Raw genomic sequence first — 15,374 nt, 5'->3', positions numbered from 1 at the left:
ATGCGGGTTGTCTTTCTCGGAGCTCCCGGTGTTGGTAAGGGCACACAGGCCGATAAAATTGTCGCCCAGTATCACATCGCCAAGATTTCAACGGGGGACTTGCTCCGAGCAGCCGTTCGTAATAAGACGTCGCTTGGCTTGGAAGCTAAAGGGCACATGGATCAAGGGCGGCTTGTTCCTGATTCAGTGGTCATAGGGTTGGTGAAGGAAAAACTGACAGAGCTATCAGAACCGAAGAAGTTTGTCCTTGACGGATTTCCGAGAACTGTTCCTCAAGCAGAGGCTCTAGCTGCAGTGTTGGCTGGACAGGGGATCCAGCTCGATAGGGTTATTAATTTTAGAGTTTCCCGGGAAGAGATCATTAAGCGCTTGAGTGGACGGAGGAGTTGTCAGAAGTGTCAGGCCACCTATCATGTGGACTTTGCTCCATCAAAGAATGGTGTATCTTGTGATCGCTGTGGTGAACTGTTGGTCCAACGAAGTGATGATCAGCGAGAGGCAATTGAGACACGTCTCAAGGTGTATGAAGAGCAGACTGCCCCCCTGATCAGTTTCTATGAGCAGCGGCAATTATTATCCCATCTCAATGGCGCTGAACCAGTTGAGGCTGTCTATCAAGAGCTTGTACGCACTCTGTCGGTATATCAGACGGCATGATCATTCTGAAAACGCCAGCCGAAATCGAAGTTATGGCGGCGGCTTCCCGAGTGGTTGCTGAGGCATTGGAGATCGTAAAGCAGTCTGTTCGTCCAGGTATCAGCACAGACGAACTCGATCTTATTGCTGAAAAGGAAATTAGAGCTCGTGGCGCAATCCCAGCATTTAAAGGATATAGAAACTACCCTAAAACGCTTTGTGCTTCAGTCAATGAGCAGGTCGTTCATGGCATTCCATCGAAACGTAAACTGAAGGATGGAGACATCATTGGTTTGGATCTTGGGGCGATTGTTGGAGGATTCTATGGGGATTCGGCTGTGACCGTTGCAGTTGGTCGAGTCCCTGATGAAACAGAGAAGTTGGTACAGGTGACCAGGGAAGCCCTTTACCTTGGAATCAAGCAAGCGGTTGTTGGTAATCGGTTGACGGATATTTCACATGCGGTGCAGGCTCATGTAGAGGCTGCTGGGTTTTCAGTTGTCACGGAGTTTGTGGGCCACGGCATTGGACGACAGCTGCACGAAGAGCCCCAAGTCCCGAACTACGGGAAGTCTGGACAAGGGCCTCGATTGCAATCTGGGATGGTTTTGGCGATTGAACCAATGGTGAATATGGGGCGGAGTGCCGTTCGCGTTCTCGATGATCGATGGACAGCGGTCACTGTGGATGGGAGCTTATCGGCGCACTTTGAACATACCATTGCCATACAGCCAGCAGGAGCTCCTCGCATCATGAGTCAGTTGGAGAGGCCCTAGACTACCGTGAGCAAGAGGGTATAGCCACCGTTATGGCAAAAGAAGATATTATTGAGGTTCAAGGTTCAGTCGCCGAGACGCTTCCGAATGCCATGTTTCGCGTCAAACTTGAAAATGGCCATATCATATTGGCTCATATCTCTGGGAAAATGCGTATGCATTTCATTCGTATTTTGCCGGGGGATAAGGTCACTGTGGAGATGTCTCCGTACGATTTGACCAGGGGTCGAATCACCTATCGATTTAAGTAACGGGAGTTGAGGATTGCCATGAAGGTCAAGTCGTCAGTGAAGCCAATTTGCGCGAAGTGCAAAGTCGTTCGCCGTCGTGGTGTCGTGCGGATCCTCTGCAAGAATCCACGACACAAGCAGCGGCAGGGGTAGCTGTGGAGTAGTGCACAGTGATGCAGAGTTCTGAACATATAGAGTCAGGAGAGCGGTGCAGCCTGCGGGCTCGCACCTGATGCTCGTATCTGGAGGAAGAATGGCACGTATTGCTGGTGTCGATTTACCGAGGAATAAGCGAACGGATATTGGGTTGACCTATGTCTACGGAATTGGGCGAACCTCAGCTCAGCAGATTCTCGCTGAAGCCGGTGTTGACGGCGCCGTTCGTGTCAAAGATTTGAGCGAAGACAAGATTGTAAAATTGCGAGAAATCATTGAACGTGATTACCGGGTCGAGGGTGATCTTCGAAAAGAGGTGTCACTAAATATTAAGCGGCTGGTAGATTCCGGGACTTACCGAGGTCTCCGGCACCGAAAGGGCTTGCCTGTTCGGGGTCAACGGACCAAAACAAATGCAAGGACCCGGAAAGGGCGTCGTGCCGGTGTGAGTAGTAAACCAAGACCAACCGCAGGCAAACCAGGAGCCCGTCCGTAGTCTACTCCGCCATCGAGAGGAGCGAGTATGAGTGTGAAAAAAGGGAAGAAGAAGGAGCGCCGGATCGTTCAGAGCGGAGTGGCTCACGTTCAAGCGTCTTTCAATAATACCATTGTGACCATTACCGACATGAGCGGTAACACGGTGGTCTGGGCCAGTGCCGGGAATCAGGGCTTTAAAGGTTCACGCAAGAGTACGCCCTTTGCTGCTCAGCGGGCTGGGGAGGCGGCAGCGAGGAAGGCAATGGAAAGTGGAATGCGTCAGATTGACGTGTATGTGAATGGGCCTGGATCAGGGCGAGAGTCGGCGATTCGGTCTCTGCAGGGGGCAGGGTTGCGGATCAACTTGATTCGTGATGTTACGCCCATCCCACATAATGGGTGCCGTCCACCCAAGCGACGTCGAGTGTAATTCATGCGAGCGAATGAGTCGTAGAGGTTTGGGGTTTCAGGTGACTGGATAGTCAACGACTCGGGCAGCTCTTTTCCGAGGAGGCATCAGTGGCAAAGTATCGTGGTCCTGTCTGTCGGTTGTGTCGGCGCGAAGGTGAAAAGCTTTTTTTGAAGGGCACGCGCTGCATGACGGAAAAATGTGCGATCGAACGGCGGAGCTATCCCCCTGGCCAGCATGGACAAGGGCGTCAACGGACATCCGACTATAGCCTGCAGCTTCGTGAGAAGCAGAAGCTCCGTCGGATTTATGGCCTTCAGGAGTGCCAGTTTCGTGGAGTATTCGAACGTGCCGAACGGCAGACTGGCGTCACCGGAGATGCGTTATTGCGTCTTCTTGAGTGCCGTTTGGACAATGTGGCCTATCGCCTAGGTTTTGGGGCTTCGCGCAAGCAAGCTCGCCAACTTGTCAGTCACGGTCATTTCACATTGAATGGCAAAAAGATTACAGTGGCCGGTGCCTTGGTGAAGCCTGGCGATGTCATCGAGATTCGGGAACGGAGTCGAGATCTTGTGGCCATTCAGGCGGCTTTGGAGTCAGTCGACAGTCGTGGAATCCCAGAGTGGCTGGAGCTGGATCGTGGGGCATTCAAAGGGATTGTCCGGGCCCTTCCTGCTAAGGACCAAATTACGTTGCCAGTGAATGAGCAGATGGTGGTCGAATTATATTCTCGATAGCCCGCTGGTCTGGTTGCTATTCGGTCAGGTGTAAGCCGTCAATGTGTTTGTCACTCGATGGTATGGAGGGTGGGTCATGATCAAAGCGATGAAGGACTTTCAGATCCCAATGCGGGTGGAAGTCGACAAGGATACACAGTCCCCCACATTCGGCCGCTTCACAACCGAGGCGTTTGAGCGGGGGTTCGGTACCACGATTGGTAATGCCCTTCGCCGCATTTTGTTGTCGTCGCTTACCGGTGCTGCGGTGACCACTGTAAAGATCGAGGGGGTCGTTCATGAGTTTTCAACTATTTCCGGCGTAACCGAAGATGTCACGGCAATTATCCTGAATATTAAAAGTCTACGCTTGGCACTCCATACGGATAAACCCAAGACCATTCGGTTGAAAAAGAAGGGGCCTGGCGAAGCAAAGGGTTCCGATGTGCTTCATGACGCTGAGGTGACGATTCTCACCCCAGAGTTGCACATCGCGACCCTCGACAAGGATGCCACGCTGGATATTGAGATGACGGTCAAGCATGGGCGCGGGTATGTCCCAGCGGAACGCAACAAGGAAGAAGGGTTGCCGATTGGTGTGATTGCCATCGACTCGGTGTTTTCTCCGATCAAGCGGGTAAATTTTCATGTGGAAAATGCCCGTGTAGGTCGTATGACTGACTATGACAAGCTGGCGGTGGAGATCTGGACTGATGGTACGATCAGTCCTCGGGATGCCCTTTCCAACGCCGCAGGGATTTTACGCGAGCACTTGGATATCTTCATCAATCCAGAAGAGCGCAACGAAGGAAAGAGCGAGGCAGGATACGAGGAGTCTCATCGCGAGGTGAATAAGAACCTTTCTCGTAGCGTGAATGAATTAGAGTTGTCTGTTCGGGCTGCCAATTGTTTGAAAAACGCAAATATCAAGACGATTGCTGATTTAGTTCAGAAGTCTGAAGGGGAGATGCTCAGGACGAAGAATTTCGGTAAAAAGTCTCTCAATGAAATCAAAGAAATACTCACGGAAATGGGTCTTTCATTAGGAACGAAGGTTGAGGCGTCGTCGTCTCCACACAACGGAAGTCCAAAATCAGAATGATGATTCTTAGCCAAGGGGAACACCGTGCGACATAGAAAAAAAGGACGACAACTTGGTCGCCAGACGAAACACAGAGGGGCCCTTTTTCGAAACCTCGTCACATCGTTGTTGGATCACGAGCGTATTGAAACGACGGAAGCAAAAGCCAAAGAAATCAGAGGATTTACTGATCGCATGATCACACTCGGGAAGGAAGGGACGCTTCCTGCTCGACGGAGAGCCTTAGGATTTCTTCGCAGTAAGACCGTCGTCTCAAAGCTTTTTGACGACGTTGCTGCGCGGTTTAAAGATCGGCCTGGTGGGTACACCAGAATCATTAAGACTCGCCGTCGTGTGGGAGATGCTGCGGAAATGGTCGCCATTGAGCTCGTGGCTCGTCAAGAGACGACAGCCCAGAAGAAGTCTGGTGCAAGCCAAGCACAGCCTTCTCCGGCAGAGGCAACCCCATCCACCTAGCTTTCCGTCAAACCAAACTGTATTAACATCCAAAGCCCTCCAGGCCGAACGGCCTGGGGGGCTTTTCTTTTCAAGGGAGACGTTTACTTGATTGATCCCACCTGCTAAGATCGTGCCAGATACAGACTCTGGTCTAGCTTCCTATGCCTGGAGAATCATTCAGAAATGTGGGAAATTTTCGCCCGCCGAGCCCTGCTTTCCTTGAGTATCCTCCTGACTATATTTCTTGGCTACCTTCTCTTCAGAAATGCTGAGTCCCCTTCTCGTGGGGCTTCCGTCTCCTCAAATGCGATTGAAGATGCCGATGCGAAACTGGGTGAGTTTACCTTTACCCAATCGAAGGGGGAGGCCGTGGAATGGCAGGTCCGAGCCAGGCAGGCACGGATCTTTGAGCAGGAAAAGCGAGCCGTTCTGCACGAGGTTGTCTTGACTTTTTATGGGGGATCTGGTGATGAAGTGACTGTCCATGGTGAAGAGGGGACCTTTAATACGGTAACCAAGGATTTTGTATTAGCCAATCGAGAAACTCCCATCGTCGTCCAAACCAGGAGTGGATACACTATTTATACCAACCGGCTAGAATGGGTAGAGGCAATGAGAGAGATTAGGACGACGGCTCCGGTTCGGATCGTGGGCCATGGGTTGGAGATCCGAGGGCAAGGGCTGATGGGGCGAATATCATCAGAAGAGTTTGAGATACTCAAAGATGTCCATGTGGATCTGGTGTCTGCTTCTTAGTGTTGTATTGTCAGGATCTTCGGCAGCCGCTCCCACATCTGACTCTGGGAGTCTGAAGCGGAGTGTAGAGGCCCCTGGTGTTCCAACGACCATCACTTCCAATCGGATGACGGTACGGAATCAGGATAGCCAGGCTGTCTTTGAGGGGGCAGTGGTGCTTACGCGAGGCTCGTTGGTCGTGCACTCTGATAAGATGGTGGTGTCGTTTCAGCCAAAGAACTCTCAAGGTGCGGCAACAGTGCGAAAGGGAGACGAGCAGCGTGACTCCGCTCAAGCCTTATCCAACGTTCAGCCAGGGCATTCAGGATCAACGATGTCGAGCCGTTCGGTGAATCGTGTTGAAGCGATTGGAGAGGCACACCATGTCAAAATTAAGTATGAAAATGGCCATGCGACCTGCCAAAAGGCGGTCTACTTCGCAGACGGCGAGAAAGTTGTATTGACAGGCGATCCAGTGGCTTGGGAAAAGGGGACGCGTGTCAGTGGTAAGCAAATCACTCTCTTTCTCGCCGAAGAACGTAGCGTGGTGGAAGGAGGGTCCCATATCCGCATTGAAGGCGAGGGGCAGCCTGAACAATGACTCCACGCGTTGAGGAAGAACCGACCAGGCTGGTGCAGAGCGTGGCACTAGAGAATGGTACATCACTGCGGGCGAACGGATTAATGAAAAGCTTTCGTGGCCGAAAGGTCGTGAAAGGTGTGGCGATCGAAGTCTTTGCAGGTGAAGTCGTAGGTCTTCTTGGGCCAAATGGAGCTGGGAAGACGACGATCTTCGATATGATGGTTGGATTATGCCAGCCGGATGAAGGAGAGATAACTTTCAAAGGAGAATCCGTTACGAGCCTGCCAATGTACAAGCGAGCACGTAAAGGTATCGGGTATCTCCCCCAGGAGTCGTCCGTATTTCGCCGTCTCTCGGTGGAAGATAATGTTCTAGCCATTCTGGAAATGCTGGGATATGCTCGTCAAGATCGAAATGAACGGGTCGATGCCCTGCTCAAAGAATTGGATCTTGGACATATTCGGAAAAGCATGGCCTACGCCCTTTCCGGCGGCGAGCGGCGGCGATTGGAGATTACGCGTGCGCTGGCGGCCACTCCATCTTTTATGTTGCTGGATGAGCCATTTGCGGGAATTGATCCGATCGCGGTGGCGGACATTCAACAAATCATTACGCGGTTGAAAGTGAAAGGGATCGGCATCTTAATTACCGATCATAATGTCCAGGAAACGCTTTCCATTGTTGATCGAGCGTATATCATTAATGAAGGTGTGATCTTGGAATCGGGCCCTCCTGATGTGATTGTCCGGAGCGAAACCGCCAGAGCGGTCTATCTTGGAGAACAGTTTAGATTGTAGGAAAGTAAACGGTCGGCCATGAAACTGCGTCTTGATCTGAAACTTAGCCAAAAACTCATCATGACGCCACAGTTGCAACAGGCGATTAAGCTGCTGCAGTTGTCGCGACTTGAATTGCAACAGAGCCTGACACAGCACATCCTGGAGAATCCTCTGCTTGATGAGGTCCAATCCGATGTCGAGGACGGGGAGTCATCGGTTAATGAGGGGAAGGCTGAGGAAGTCGCAGCATCGGCTGGGCAGGAACAGAACGTTCAGGATGAATCGCGGGAAGAACAAGGATCACCGGAAGAGTTTTCTGCCTCAGGTTGGGAAGAGTACTTTGGAAGAGATCGGCGAGGCGGGGATACTGAATATGCTTCTGCGCAGGATGACTTGCCCTCATACGAGCAGACTGTGGCCAAGCCTACCTCTCTGGAGGAACATCTGCTCTGGCAGTTGTCTCTATCGACACTCACGGATCGAGAGAAAACCGTCGGCCGTTTGATTATTGGCAATTTAGATGATGACGGCTATCTGCGCATTTCGTTAGCTGAGGTGATTGCGGGAACGGACTTTACGGAATCGGAGGCGGAGTCGGTCCTGAAGGACGTTCAAACCTTTGATCCGACAGGAGTTGCCGCTAGGGATCTTCCGGAGTGTCTGCTCTTGCAATTGCGCCATGTAGGTCGTAATCCCTTCGGGTCGCTCGGTGCACCTCCTGGGGCGCTCAAGGGATCAGTGATTGAAGCAATTGTGCTTCACCATTTAAAGGATCTGGAGCGGAGACAATACGCAAAGGTCGCGAAGGCCCTGAACGTTACAGTAGAGGACGTCTTTCACGCAACCAAGGTAATTGGGGAGCTTGAGCCAAAACCCGGGCGACCATTCATCAATACTCAAAACTACGTCATCGTGCCGGATGTGTTTGTCGTCAAAAATGAAGGGGAGTGGGTTGTGTTGTTAAACGATGACGGTCTGCCACGGATGAGAATCAGCCCGTATTATAAGCAGCTCATTTCGTCGGGGCAGAGTGGTACGCCTGAGACGAAGGCATACATGGACGAAAAGATGCGGGCCGCACAGTGGGTGATTCGAAGCATCGAGCAGCGCAATAGAACGATTGTTAAGGTAGTCTCGAGCATCGTCAAGTTTCAGGAGGAGTTTTTTGAACATGGAGTGCAGTATCTGAAGCCGTTAGTCCTAAAACAGGTAGCTGAAGATATTGGGATGCATGAGTCGACGATCAGTCGAGTGACAGCCAATAAATACATGTACTGTCCACAAGGTATGTTGGAGCTTAAGTTTTTCTTCAATGCCGGACTCCAGCGGGCCGACGAGCCGTCTGGCATGCACTCTTCGGTATCAGTTCGCGATATGATCAAAATAATGGTGGCTGAGGAAGATGCTAAGCGACCATTGAAAGATGAAGAGATTGCAGCCAAGCTCTTTACTCAAGGTGTGCGCATTGCAAGGAGGACGGTCGCCAAGTATCGGGCAGAGTTGAATATTGCTTCAGCAAGTCAGCGGAAACAGTTTTTTTGATGAGAGAGGTATTGCGTCAGGCTGGAATAAATTGGAGGTAGGCATGACATTAAAAATCACAGGCCGCCACATGGATGTTACGCCAGCGCTGAAAAGTTATGTGGAAACGCGAATGAGCCGGCTGGATCGTTATGGGTTAAAGGTTGGGTCGTTACAGGTGATATTGGGAGTTGAAAAGCTTCAACACAAGGCAGAAGTGACTGGTATTGTAAGCGGCAAGCGAGTGCAGGCAAAGATTACAACGTCGGAGATGTATGCCACCATTGATGCGCTCGTTGACCGTGTAGATGCGCAGTTTCGTAAATTGAAAGAGCGCCTTGTTAGTCACAAACCAGACAAGCCAAAGAAGCGAACAGTAGTTTCTTGAGTCGGATTACTCCGGAGCGGTGCGGTGGGGAGTCTGGCCTCATTGGTTTGTAGGGGCTATCGGGTTGGCGTAAGCGCTGTTTACGGATGGATTTGTATGGCGCTTCTCCTCGATGGAGACTATGACCTGGGGTGTTCTCGTTCGTGGATTGTCATCTGGTGATCCATGAAGACGGGCGGAATCTCATGGCGCAACTCAATCTGGTCATCATTAGTGGATTGTCGGGGTCCGGGAAATCTTATGCGTTGAAGGCATTTGAGGATGCCGGGTATTTCTGTATTGATAACCTTCCTCCTGCCCTCCTTCCGACCTTTGTTGACCTCTGTCACCAGCAGCATAGTGAAATCGCGAACGTCGCGCTCGGTGTTGATGTGCGCGAGCGAGGATTTTTCGCGGATTTTGTGGGGATTCTTGAACGGATCAAAACTCTTGGCCATGCCGTACAGGTGCTCTTTCTTGAAGCTAGGGAAGAGGTGCTCATCCGGCGCTTTTCAGAATCCCGTCGACCTCATCCCCTCTTGCCGCATCGACCCGTTGGGGAGGGGATTCGATTTGAGAAGGAACGGATGGCTGAGTTGCGACGACAGGCGGATCGCATCATTGATACATCGGATCTCACGGTGCATGAGCTCGGCGATCTGCTGGGGAAAGAGTTTTTGCAGAACGCGTCCGATCGACGTCTGACGATCTCCTTATTAGCATTCGGGTATAAGTTTGGAGTCCCGTACGATATCGATCTGTTGTTCGATGTGCGTTTTTTGAAGAATCCTTTCTTTGTGGCTGATCTCAAGCCGCTGTCCGGCAAAGACGAGCCGGTCCGTAAGTTCGTACTCGAGGACTCTGAAGCGATTGCGTTAATTCAACATGTCGAAGAGCTTTTAAGGTTTCTCCTTCCTCTGTATCAGCGCGAGCGACGTAGTTATCTCACAATTGCAATTGGATGTACCGGTGGACGGCATCGCTCAGTGGCGATTGCCGGACATCTGTGTGAGCGGCTTGCAGCTCTGGGCTACCAAGTGGGCCTCAAATATAGAGATATTGACAAATCCTAGGCCATCGTTGGCCTTCTGCCGATCCAGTTCCCGCACCAGAACGTCACTTCCAGCAGTTTCCTTGACAGGTCGAGCATATTGACTATACTTACCTTTGTGAATATTAAGGGTGGCGTGTTGAGTGTAAATACTGAGGGTAAAAAACGTATCGATAATAAGAGCACTGAGGGAATCAAGGCGAATCAGGTATGCCAATTATTCGATATTTCCAAGGCCACATTGTTCCGATGGGAACGAGAAGGGGTGATTGCACGACCCGCACGCGATTGGAGGAATTGGCGACTCTATACACCGAAAAACGTGGATGAAATCGAGAAAGTCATTTGTGCTAGGAAACGCGTCGTGTAGAGTTCAGGTGACACATGCTGAGTTCATTAAAAAAGCTTGTTGAAACAGACGTTATCTCAATGTTGACTCCCCGTCGGCAACTTGTGGGGCTTGATATTGGGTCAAGTGCGATTAAGGTCGCACAACTCAAGGAAAGTAAGGGACGGTACTTTCTTCAGAAGTTCGGGGTGAAACCGCTTGAACCAGAAGTGATTGTCGATGGGACCGTGATGGACGAGGGGCGCGTGGTCTCGGCTATTCAGGAGCTATTTGAGGAAACAAACATCAAGAATAAGCACGTCGCCGTCTCAATTTCTGGGCATGCCGTGATCGTAAAAAAGATAAGTCTTCCCCCTATGCCGGATGAAGAACTTGAAGGTCAAGTGAAGCTGGCAGCCGAGCAATATATCCCCTTCGATATCAACGAAGTCAATATCGATTTCCATGTGTTGCCCCCGGACCCGACAAGCGATGGCCAGGGGGATATGGCGGTGATTCTTGTCGCGGCGAAGAAGGACAAAATCAATGAGCTGACGGAGTTGGTGAAGACTGCTAGGCTCATTCCGATGGTCATGGATGTCGATGCGTTCGCCATCGAAAATATGCACGGGATCAACTATCCATTGGCACAAGAAGAAACAACTGCCTTGGTCAATCTCGGCGCCAGTGTGATGAATGTGAACATTATACGTGCTGGCTCCTCTCTATTTACCCGAGACATTCCGCTGGGTGGGAATAGATACACAGAAGCGATTCAACGGGAAATGGGGCTCTCATTTGAAGAAGCGGAGGAAAGTAAGAAGAAGGAGGGAAGTGGGGAAGCCACTGGAATGTCGGTCGGTAACGTCCTGGATAGTGTAAATGCCGAGGTGGCTTCCGAGATTGCTCGAACGGTGGATTACTTCAAAACCTCCGGTGCTAATGCCGATCTCAATCGCGTACTTGTCTGCGGTGGTGTTGCCAAGGCGAAAGGACTGATTCAGCAGTTGAGTGATCGAATGCAAGTCCCAGTGGAAATTGCTGATCCCTTCGCCGAGATCGATACCACTGGGTGTGAGATGGACCCAGATCTCCTTGCGGAGCTTGCGCCATCAGCGGCGGTTGGGGTTGGGTTGGCCTTACGAGCAGTGGGTGACCGATGATACGGATTAACCTTCTCCCTGGCACGTCGAAAGGGCGGCAAGCAAAGCCGCAGCATGATGTTCGGGCCCAAGCAATCCTTGGTGTGGGGGTAGTCGTGGTTACGCTGGCCGGTTGCTGGTGGTATTCCGCCGCGCTGGACAACGAGTTGGAAGCCAGGCAAGAGGAGAAGCAGACGAAGGAAAAACAGGTTGCTCAACTGAAAGAGCAGGTCAAGCAAGTTCAGGATTTTGAACAAAAGAAGAAACTCCTTGAAGACAAAAATCGGATCATTGATCAGCTTGAACAGTCAAGAATGGGACCTGTGAAGGTGCTCGACCACGTCAGCCAGAGTCTCGACCCGCTCAAGGTGTGGCTGACCAAGCTGGGTGTTGCTTCAGAAACGGTTGAGTTGGAAGGAAAGGCGCTCACCAACGATGATGTGGTGGAATTCGTGAACAACTTGCGCCGAACCGATTATTTTACCGGTATTAATCTGCAAGAAAGTAAGGCTGCAGTGGAGAATAAAATTAACCTCTATCAATTTCGGTTGGCATTTCGCCTAAAGGGATAACTATGGCGTTGCCTCAACTTAACCTTGACGCACTCCGCAGCGTGCCAGCTTCTCAAAAGGTGGCTCTGTTGCTGCTCCTGGTCGGCGGCATGATTGCCGGCTTCTATTTCTACATTGCGGAACCCAAGTCCGAAAGTATTGCGGCCCTCGAAGCGGAGAACACCAAACTGGAGAGCGAAATTCAAACGTTGACGATTAAGGTGAAACATCTCGATGAGTTAGTCGCGGCAAGCAAGCAGCTGGAAATCGAATTAGCCAAGAAGAAAGAACGCCTCCCCCCCGAAGAAGAGGCCATTATGTTGCTTAAGCAGGTCTCTGATCTCGGGGTTCGACTCGGACTGGACATCAAGTTGTGGCGTCCTGGGGCGCAAGCTGAAGACCCGTCGAAGCTGTTTGTCAAGATGCCGGTTAGTGTAGAGGTGGCGGGAGTGTACCATACTGCCGCGTTGTTTTTTGACCGGATCAATCGACTGCCCAGAATTATCACGGTGTCGGGGCTCAAGATGGGCTCCCCTCGGATGGAGCAGGGACGGTTTGTTTCGCAAACAACATTTGATCTCATTGCCTATGCAGCTCCGCAGGAGAAGGCAGTTTCCGGAACGGCGCAGCCGGTGCACGCTGCAAAGTTGGCGCAAGCTGCTAAATAGAGGATGCTGAACCGATGTATTTCTTAGGGGTTGAGCGAGGTCAGCGGAGAGTCAGGTGGTACGCGCAGTGTGTCGGTGCCTGTGCTCTCTGTTGGTGGGGTGTTTTTCTTGGGAGTGAGCATGTCCAAGCCGAACCCTCCCCCATTCCTGGACAGATTGCGCCAATGAGACATGACTCGATCAAGGTACCCGCTGTGCCAGAAGTGCCCCCTCCCGCTCCTCCCGCGATGGAAACGGGCTTGCCGACGGGTAACAGTCAGGATCCATCCCAATTGCCGCTAGCCGAGGGAATGACTGGGTTGGGATATGACCCTTCTGGGCGTCGTGATCCGTTCGCCCCTATTATCCAGGAGCTTCAAGTCGGAAAAACGGATAGCACGCTGCCCCCGTTACAACGCGTGACGCTGACGGAACTCAATCTGATTGCCGTTGTATGGGGGGCCTACGGATACACGGCAATGGTACAGACTCCTGAAGGACATGGATATACCGTTCGGCGGGGTACGCGAATCGGCCAGAACAATGGGGTGGTCAGTGCGGTGACCGAGCGCGGCATCATCGTGCAAGAGCGATTTACGGATGTGTATGGCAAGAAGCAGGAACGGGAGCATGTGAAGCTCCTACATCCCAAAGAGGGTGCAGAATGAAATCACTATTCTCCGGCATCAACAGTATCCTGGCGGCGAGACGTTTTATTATGCCCTGCGGGCTGGCTATCGCTGGCTGGATCGCGGTCGGGGAAATGCCTGCCCTGGCGGACGAGATGAACGGCGGCAACAAGCCGAAGGATGTGATGGCAGCTGAAAGTCAGTCTTTGCAATATTTGGCACAGACCCTGACTTCGATCGAGGTTCGTCCGGAGTCGGACCAAGTTACGGTTGTCATTGCTGGGGATGGTCAATTGTTTCCGGAGACCAATTTCTTGGATGAATCGAGGCTGATTATTGATGTCCCAGCTGTGTCCTCCACCATTCGGCGTTCAGTGGTGCAGGCCGATCATTATCTACTTAAGAAGATCCGGGTGGGGCATCATGCCGACAAAGTGAGACTGGTGTTCGATGTGCCGGAACGTCCGATTTATTCCGTGACTCGTGATGGGAACAAGGTGTTCATTACCTTGAAGCCGAGCGAGCGGCGAGCCCATGCTATGGTCGCGGGAGCGTTCGAGAAAAAGGGCCCGTCAGACGTCGTTCTGAAAGCTCGGAGAGGTTTGTATGAACCGCCGGCTCGCTTAGTAAAACGGACGGCACGCATCGTAAGTCCGACGCACACTCACTTCAAAATACAGCGAGTACAAATGGAGGGAGAGGCGGTTTCTCCTGAAAAAGACGAGCGGTCCGACGATCTTGTGGTCGGGCAAACCCGATATGTGGGGCGTCGTATTTCTCTCGACTTTCAACAGGCTGATATCACCAATATCCTCCGATTGATTGCGGAGGTCAGCGGATTCAATATCGTTGTCGGTGAAGGGGTCAAGTCGAAAGTCACCATGAAGCTGGTCAGTGTGCCATGGGATCAAGCGCTGGAAATGCTCCTCAAAATGAATGCACTCGGTATGATTCGGCAGGGGAGTATTGTGTGGGTCGATTCTTTAGCGAACCTTGCCAAGCAGCAAGACGAAGAGGCACGGGCGAAAGATTCGAAGGTCAAGGCGGAGGATCTCATCGATCGGGTGTTCTATATCAGAAATCTTCAGGCGCAAGAATTGATGACCTCGCTGCGACAGAACCTGAGCCCACGTGGGCTTATGCAGTTCAATGCCGGAAGTAATGCGCTGATCGTGAGGGACACAGAAACCAAGCTGGGAATCATTCGACAGCTTGTCGAGGGGCTTGATCTTGAGGTCCCGCAAGTCCAGATTGAGGCGCGCATTGTTCAGGCTGATACGGTTTATGCTCGTGGGTTGGGGATTCAATGGGGGTTCCAGGCGGGGAACCGGACACCCACGGATTTCTTCGCGCTCTCGAATCTGACTGGTCCGTTTAGCCAGATTGCCGGAACAGGAAGCAGCACGATTGATCGAAACTTTTTAGTCAACTTACCGGCGCAGGTCGGTGGGTTGCCGGCCGTTCCATCGATCGGATGGACATTTGGAAAACTTGGCGGAGACTTTGCTCTGGACATGCGGCTATCGGCCGGGGAATTGTTGGGACTAAGTAAGGTGATCGCTGCACCTAAAATCACCACGTTGGATAAACGGGAAGCCAAGATTTCCCAGGGCGAGTCGATCCCTTTCCAGACCACATCATTGCAAGGGACTCAAACGACATTTGTCGATGCAAACTTGGAATTGAATGTCACCCCACAGATTACCTCGCGAGATCCAAAGGAAGAATCGAAGCGAATCCTAATGCGTGTGCGTGCGACTCGCAATGCCGTCGGTGCGAGGAGTAATCCAGCTGGCCCAAGCATTGACCGGCGAGAAGCGACGACGCAGGTGATCGTCAGAGACGGAGAAACCATGGTGATCGGTGGCGTCTTCGTTGATACGCAGGGGAACAACGTGCAGGGGGTTCCTTATCTGTCCCGAATGCCGGTGTTGGGCTGGTTGTTCAAGAATAAGTCTGAGACAGTGTCTAAGCAAGAGCTGCTGATCTTCCTCACGCCGAGCATTATCAAGACCTAGTTCTGACTCCATATCCGTGATCAGCAAAGGCCTGCCGGATGCGTTCCCGCATCGGCAGGCCTTTACTTTCATAGAACGACATC

Annotated in this window: 21 protein-coding genes; all 21 read left to right on the top strand. The window is 51.8% G+C overall.

What is annotated here, in order from left to right:
• On the top strand, positions 1-657 hold the full coding sequence (locus tag COMA1_RS10850; protein ID WP_090748213.1) for an adenylate kinase: 657 nt from the start codon (positions 1-3) through the stop codon (positions 655-657).
• Positions 654-1,412, top strand: coding sequence for a type I methionyl aminopeptidase (gene map, locus COMA1_RS10845; protein WP_090748210.1), 759 nt, complete (start codon positions 654-656; stop codon positions 1,410-1,412). Before COMA1_RS10850 ends, map begins: the two co-directional genes overlap by 4 nt.
• Positions 1,413-1,444: 32 nt before the next feature.
• Positions 1,445-1,663: a translation initiation factor IF-1 gene (gene infA / locus COMA1_RS10840; RefSeq protein ID WP_090748207.1), complete on the top strand. Its 219-nt coding sequence runs from the start codon at positions 1,445-1,447 to the stop codon at positions 1,661-1,663.
• A gap of 18 nt (positions 1,664-1,681) precedes the next feature.
• Positions 1,682-1,795 (top strand): 50S ribosomal protein L36, encoded by a 114-nt coding sequence (gene rpmJ / locus COMA1_RS10835; protein WP_086418833.1) that lies wholly within the window; start codon positions 1,682-1,684, stop codon positions 1,793-1,795.
• A 100-nt stretch (positions 1,796-1,895) separates the two neighbouring features.
• Positions 1,896-2,294 (top strand): 30S ribosomal protein S13, encoded by a 399-nt coding sequence (gene rpsM, locus COMA1_RS10830; protein WP_090748203.1) that lies wholly within the window; start codon positions 1,896-1,898, stop codon positions 2,292-2,294.
• 27 nt (positions 2,295-2,321) lie between these two features.
• Entirely contained in the window at positions 2,322-2,705 is a 384-nt protein-coding gene (rpsK, locus tag COMA1_RS10825) for a 30S ribosomal protein S11 (protein WP_087475759.1), read from the top strand.
• 89 nt (positions 2,706-2,794) lie between these two features.
• On the top strand, positions 2,795-3,421 hold the full coding sequence (rpsD, locus tag COMA1_RS10820; protein WP_090748200.1) for a 30S ribosomal protein S4: 627 nt from the start codon (positions 2,795-2,797) through the stop codon (positions 3,419-3,421).
• A gap of 76 nt (positions 3,422-3,497) precedes the next feature.
• Entirely contained in the window at positions 3,498-4,502 is a 1,005-nt protein-coding gene (locus tag COMA1_RS10815; protein ID WP_090748197.1) for a DNA-directed RNA polymerase subunit alpha, read from the top strand.
• Between the two features lie 24 nt (positions 4,503-4,526).
• Positions 4,527-4,958, top strand: coding sequence for a 50S ribosomal protein L17 (gene rplQ, locus COMA1_RS10810; RefSeq protein ID WP_090748194.1), 432 nt, complete (start codon positions 4,527-4,529; stop codon positions 4,956-4,958).
• A gap of 165 nt (positions 4,959-5,123) precedes the next feature.
• Entirely contained in the window at positions 5,124-5,696 is a 573-nt protein-coding gene (lptC, locus tag COMA1_RS10805) for an LPS export ABC transporter periplasmic protein LptC (protein WP_090748191.1), read from the top strand.
• The gene (locus tag COMA1_RS10800; RefSeq protein WP_090748188.1) at positions 5,665-6,276 is read left to right on the top strand and encodes an LptA/OstA family protein; all 612 of its coding nucleotides are present in this window, start codon (positions 5,665-5,667) and stop codon (positions 6,274-6,276) included. Before lptC ends, COMA1_RS10800 begins: the two co-directional genes overlap by 32 nt.
• Positions 6,273-7,055, top strand: coding sequence for an LPS export ABC transporter ATP-binding protein (gene lptB, locus COMA1_RS10795; RefSeq protein WP_090748185.1), 783 nt, complete (start codon positions 6,273-6,275; stop codon positions 7,053-7,055). Before COMA1_RS10800 ends, lptB begins: the two co-directional genes overlap by 4 nt.
• Positions 7,056-7,073: 18 nt before the next feature.
• Positions 7,074-8,579 (top strand): RNA polymerase factor sigma-54, encoded by a 1,506-nt coding sequence (rpoN, locus tag COMA1_RS10790; RefSeq protein WP_090748181.1) that lies wholly within the window; start codon positions 7,074-7,076, stop codon positions 8,577-8,579.
• Between the two features lie 43 nt (positions 8,580-8,622).
• On the top strand, positions 8,623-8,946 hold the full coding sequence (hpf, locus tag COMA1_RS10785; protein WP_090748178.1) for a ribosome hibernation-promoting factor, HPF/YfiA family: 324 nt from the start codon (positions 8,623-8,625) through the stop codon (positions 8,944-8,946).
• A 143-nt stretch (positions 8,947-9,089) separates the two neighbouring features.
• Complete coding sequence (rapZ, locus tag COMA1_RS10780) at positions 9,090-9,998, top strand: RNase adapter RapZ (RefSeq protein WP_245630998.1); 909 nt, start codon at positions 9,090-9,092, stop codon at positions 9,996-9,998.
• Positions 9,999-10,094: 96 nt separating this feature from the next.
• Positions 10,095-10,346, top strand: coding sequence for a MerR family transcriptional regulator (locus COMA1_RS22190; protein WP_407921319.1), 252 nt, complete (start codon positions 10,095-10,097; stop codon positions 10,344-10,346).
• 14 nt (positions 10,347-10,360) lie between these two features.
• Complete coding sequence (gene pilM, locus COMA1_RS10770) at positions 10,361-11,467, top strand: type IV pilus biogenesis protein PilM (RefSeq protein WP_090748172.1); 1,107 nt, start codon at positions 10,361-10,363, stop codon at positions 11,465-11,467.
• Positions 11,464-12,018 carry a PilN domain-containing protein gene (locus COMA1_RS10765; protein WP_090748168.1) on the top strand — a complete coding sequence of 185 codons (555 nt, stop codon included), beginning with the start codon at positions 11,464-11,466 and terminating at the stop codon, positions 12,016-12,018. The genes pilM and COMA1_RS10765 overlap by 4 nt, the downstream gene beginning before the upstream one ends.
• 2 nt (positions 12,019-12,020) lie before the next feature.
• Complete coding sequence (locus COMA1_RS10760) at positions 12,021-12,665, top strand: type IV pilus inner membrane component PilO (RefSeq protein WP_090748164.1); 645 nt, start codon at positions 12,021-12,023, stop codon at positions 12,663-12,665.
• 194 nt (positions 12,666-12,859) lie between these two features.
• Complete coding sequence (locus COMA1_RS10755) at positions 12,860-13,312, top strand: pilus assembly protein PilP (protein WP_176697996.1); 453 nt, start codon at positions 12,860-12,862, stop codon at positions 13,310-13,312.
• Positions 13,309-15,291 (top strand): type IV pilus secretin PilQ, encoded by a 1,983-nt coding sequence (pilQ, locus tag COMA1_RS10750; protein ID WP_090748158.1) that lies wholly within the window; start codon positions 13,309-13,311, stop codon positions 15,289-15,291. The genes COMA1_RS10755 and pilQ overlap by 4 nt, the downstream gene beginning before the upstream one ends.
• The last annotated feature ends 83 nt before the right edge of the window (positions 15,292-15,374 follow it).

It is taken from the genome of Candidatus Nitrospira nitrosa (assembly GCF_001458735.1).
Taxonomy (GTDB): Bacteria; Nitrospirota; Nitrospiria; order Nitrospirales; family Nitrospiraceae; genus Nitrospira_D; species Nitrospira_D nitrosa.
This window is presented reverse-complemented; position numbering and strand designations above follow the sequence as displayed.

Excerpts from the sequence above, each read along its gene's own strand:
- rpmJ (WP_086418833.1), top strand. The coding sequence starts at position 1,682 with ATGAAGGTCAAGTCGTCAGTGAAGCCAATTTGCGCGAAGTGCAAAGTC.
- COMA1_RS10760 (WP_090748164.1), top strand. The coding sequence starts at position 12,021 with ATGGCGTTGCCTCAACTTAACCTTGACGCACTCCGCAGCGTGCCAGCT.
- COMA1_RS10765 (WP_090748168.1), top strand. The coding sequence starts at position 11,464 with ATGATACGGATTAACCTTCTCCCTGGCACGTCGAAAGGGCGGCAAGCA.
- pilQ (WP_090748158.1), top strand. The coding sequence starts at position 13,309 with ATGAAATCACTATTCTCCGGCATCAACAGTATCCTGGCGGCGAGACGT.
- infA (WP_090748207.1), top strand. The coding sequence starts at position 1,445 with ATGGCAAAAGAAGATATTATTGAGGTTCAAGGTTCAGTCGCCGAGACG.
- pilM (WP_090748172.1), top strand. The coding sequence starts at position 10,361 with ATGCTGAGTTCATTAAAAAAGCTTGTTGAAACAGACGTTATCTCAATG.
- lptC (WP_090748191.1), top strand. The coding sequence starts at position 5,124 with ATGTGGGAAATTTTCGCCCGCCGAGCCCTGCTTTCCTTGAGTATCCTC.
- map (WP_090748210.1), top strand. The coding sequence starts at position 654 with ATGATCATTCTGAAAACGCCAGCCGAAATCGAAGTTATGGCGGCGGCT.
- hpf (WP_090748178.1), top strand. The coding sequence starts at position 8,623 with ATGACATTAAAAATCACAGGCCGCCACATGGATGTTACGCCAGCGCTG.
- COMA1_RS10800 (WP_090748188.1), top strand. The coding sequence starts at position 5,665 with ATGTCCATGTGGATCTGGTGTCTGCTTCTTAGTGTTGTATTGTCAGGA.
- rpsK (WP_087475759.1), top strand. The coding sequence starts at position 2,322 with ATGAGTGTGAAAAAAGGGAAGAAGAAGGAGCGCCGGATCGTTCAGAGC.
- COMA1_RS10850 (WP_090748213.1), top strand. The coding sequence starts at position 1 with ATGCGGGTTGTCTTTCTCGGAGCTCCCGGTGTTGGTAAGGGCACACAG.
- lptB (WP_090748185.1), top strand. The coding sequence starts at position 6,273 with ATGACTCCACGCGTTGAGGAAGAACCGACCAGGCTGGTGCAGAGCGTG.
- rpoN (WP_090748181.1), top strand. The coding sequence starts at position 7,074 with ATGAAACTGCGTCTTGATCTGAAACTTAGCCAAAAACTCATCATGACG.
- COMA1_RS10815 (WP_090748197.1), top strand. The coding sequence starts at position 3,498 with ATGATCAAAGCGATGAAGGACTTTCAGATCCCAATGCGGGTGGAAGTC.
- rpsM (WP_090748203.1), top strand. The coding sequence starts at position 1,896 with ATGGCACGTATTGCTGGTGTCGATTTACCGAGGAATAAGCGAACGGAT.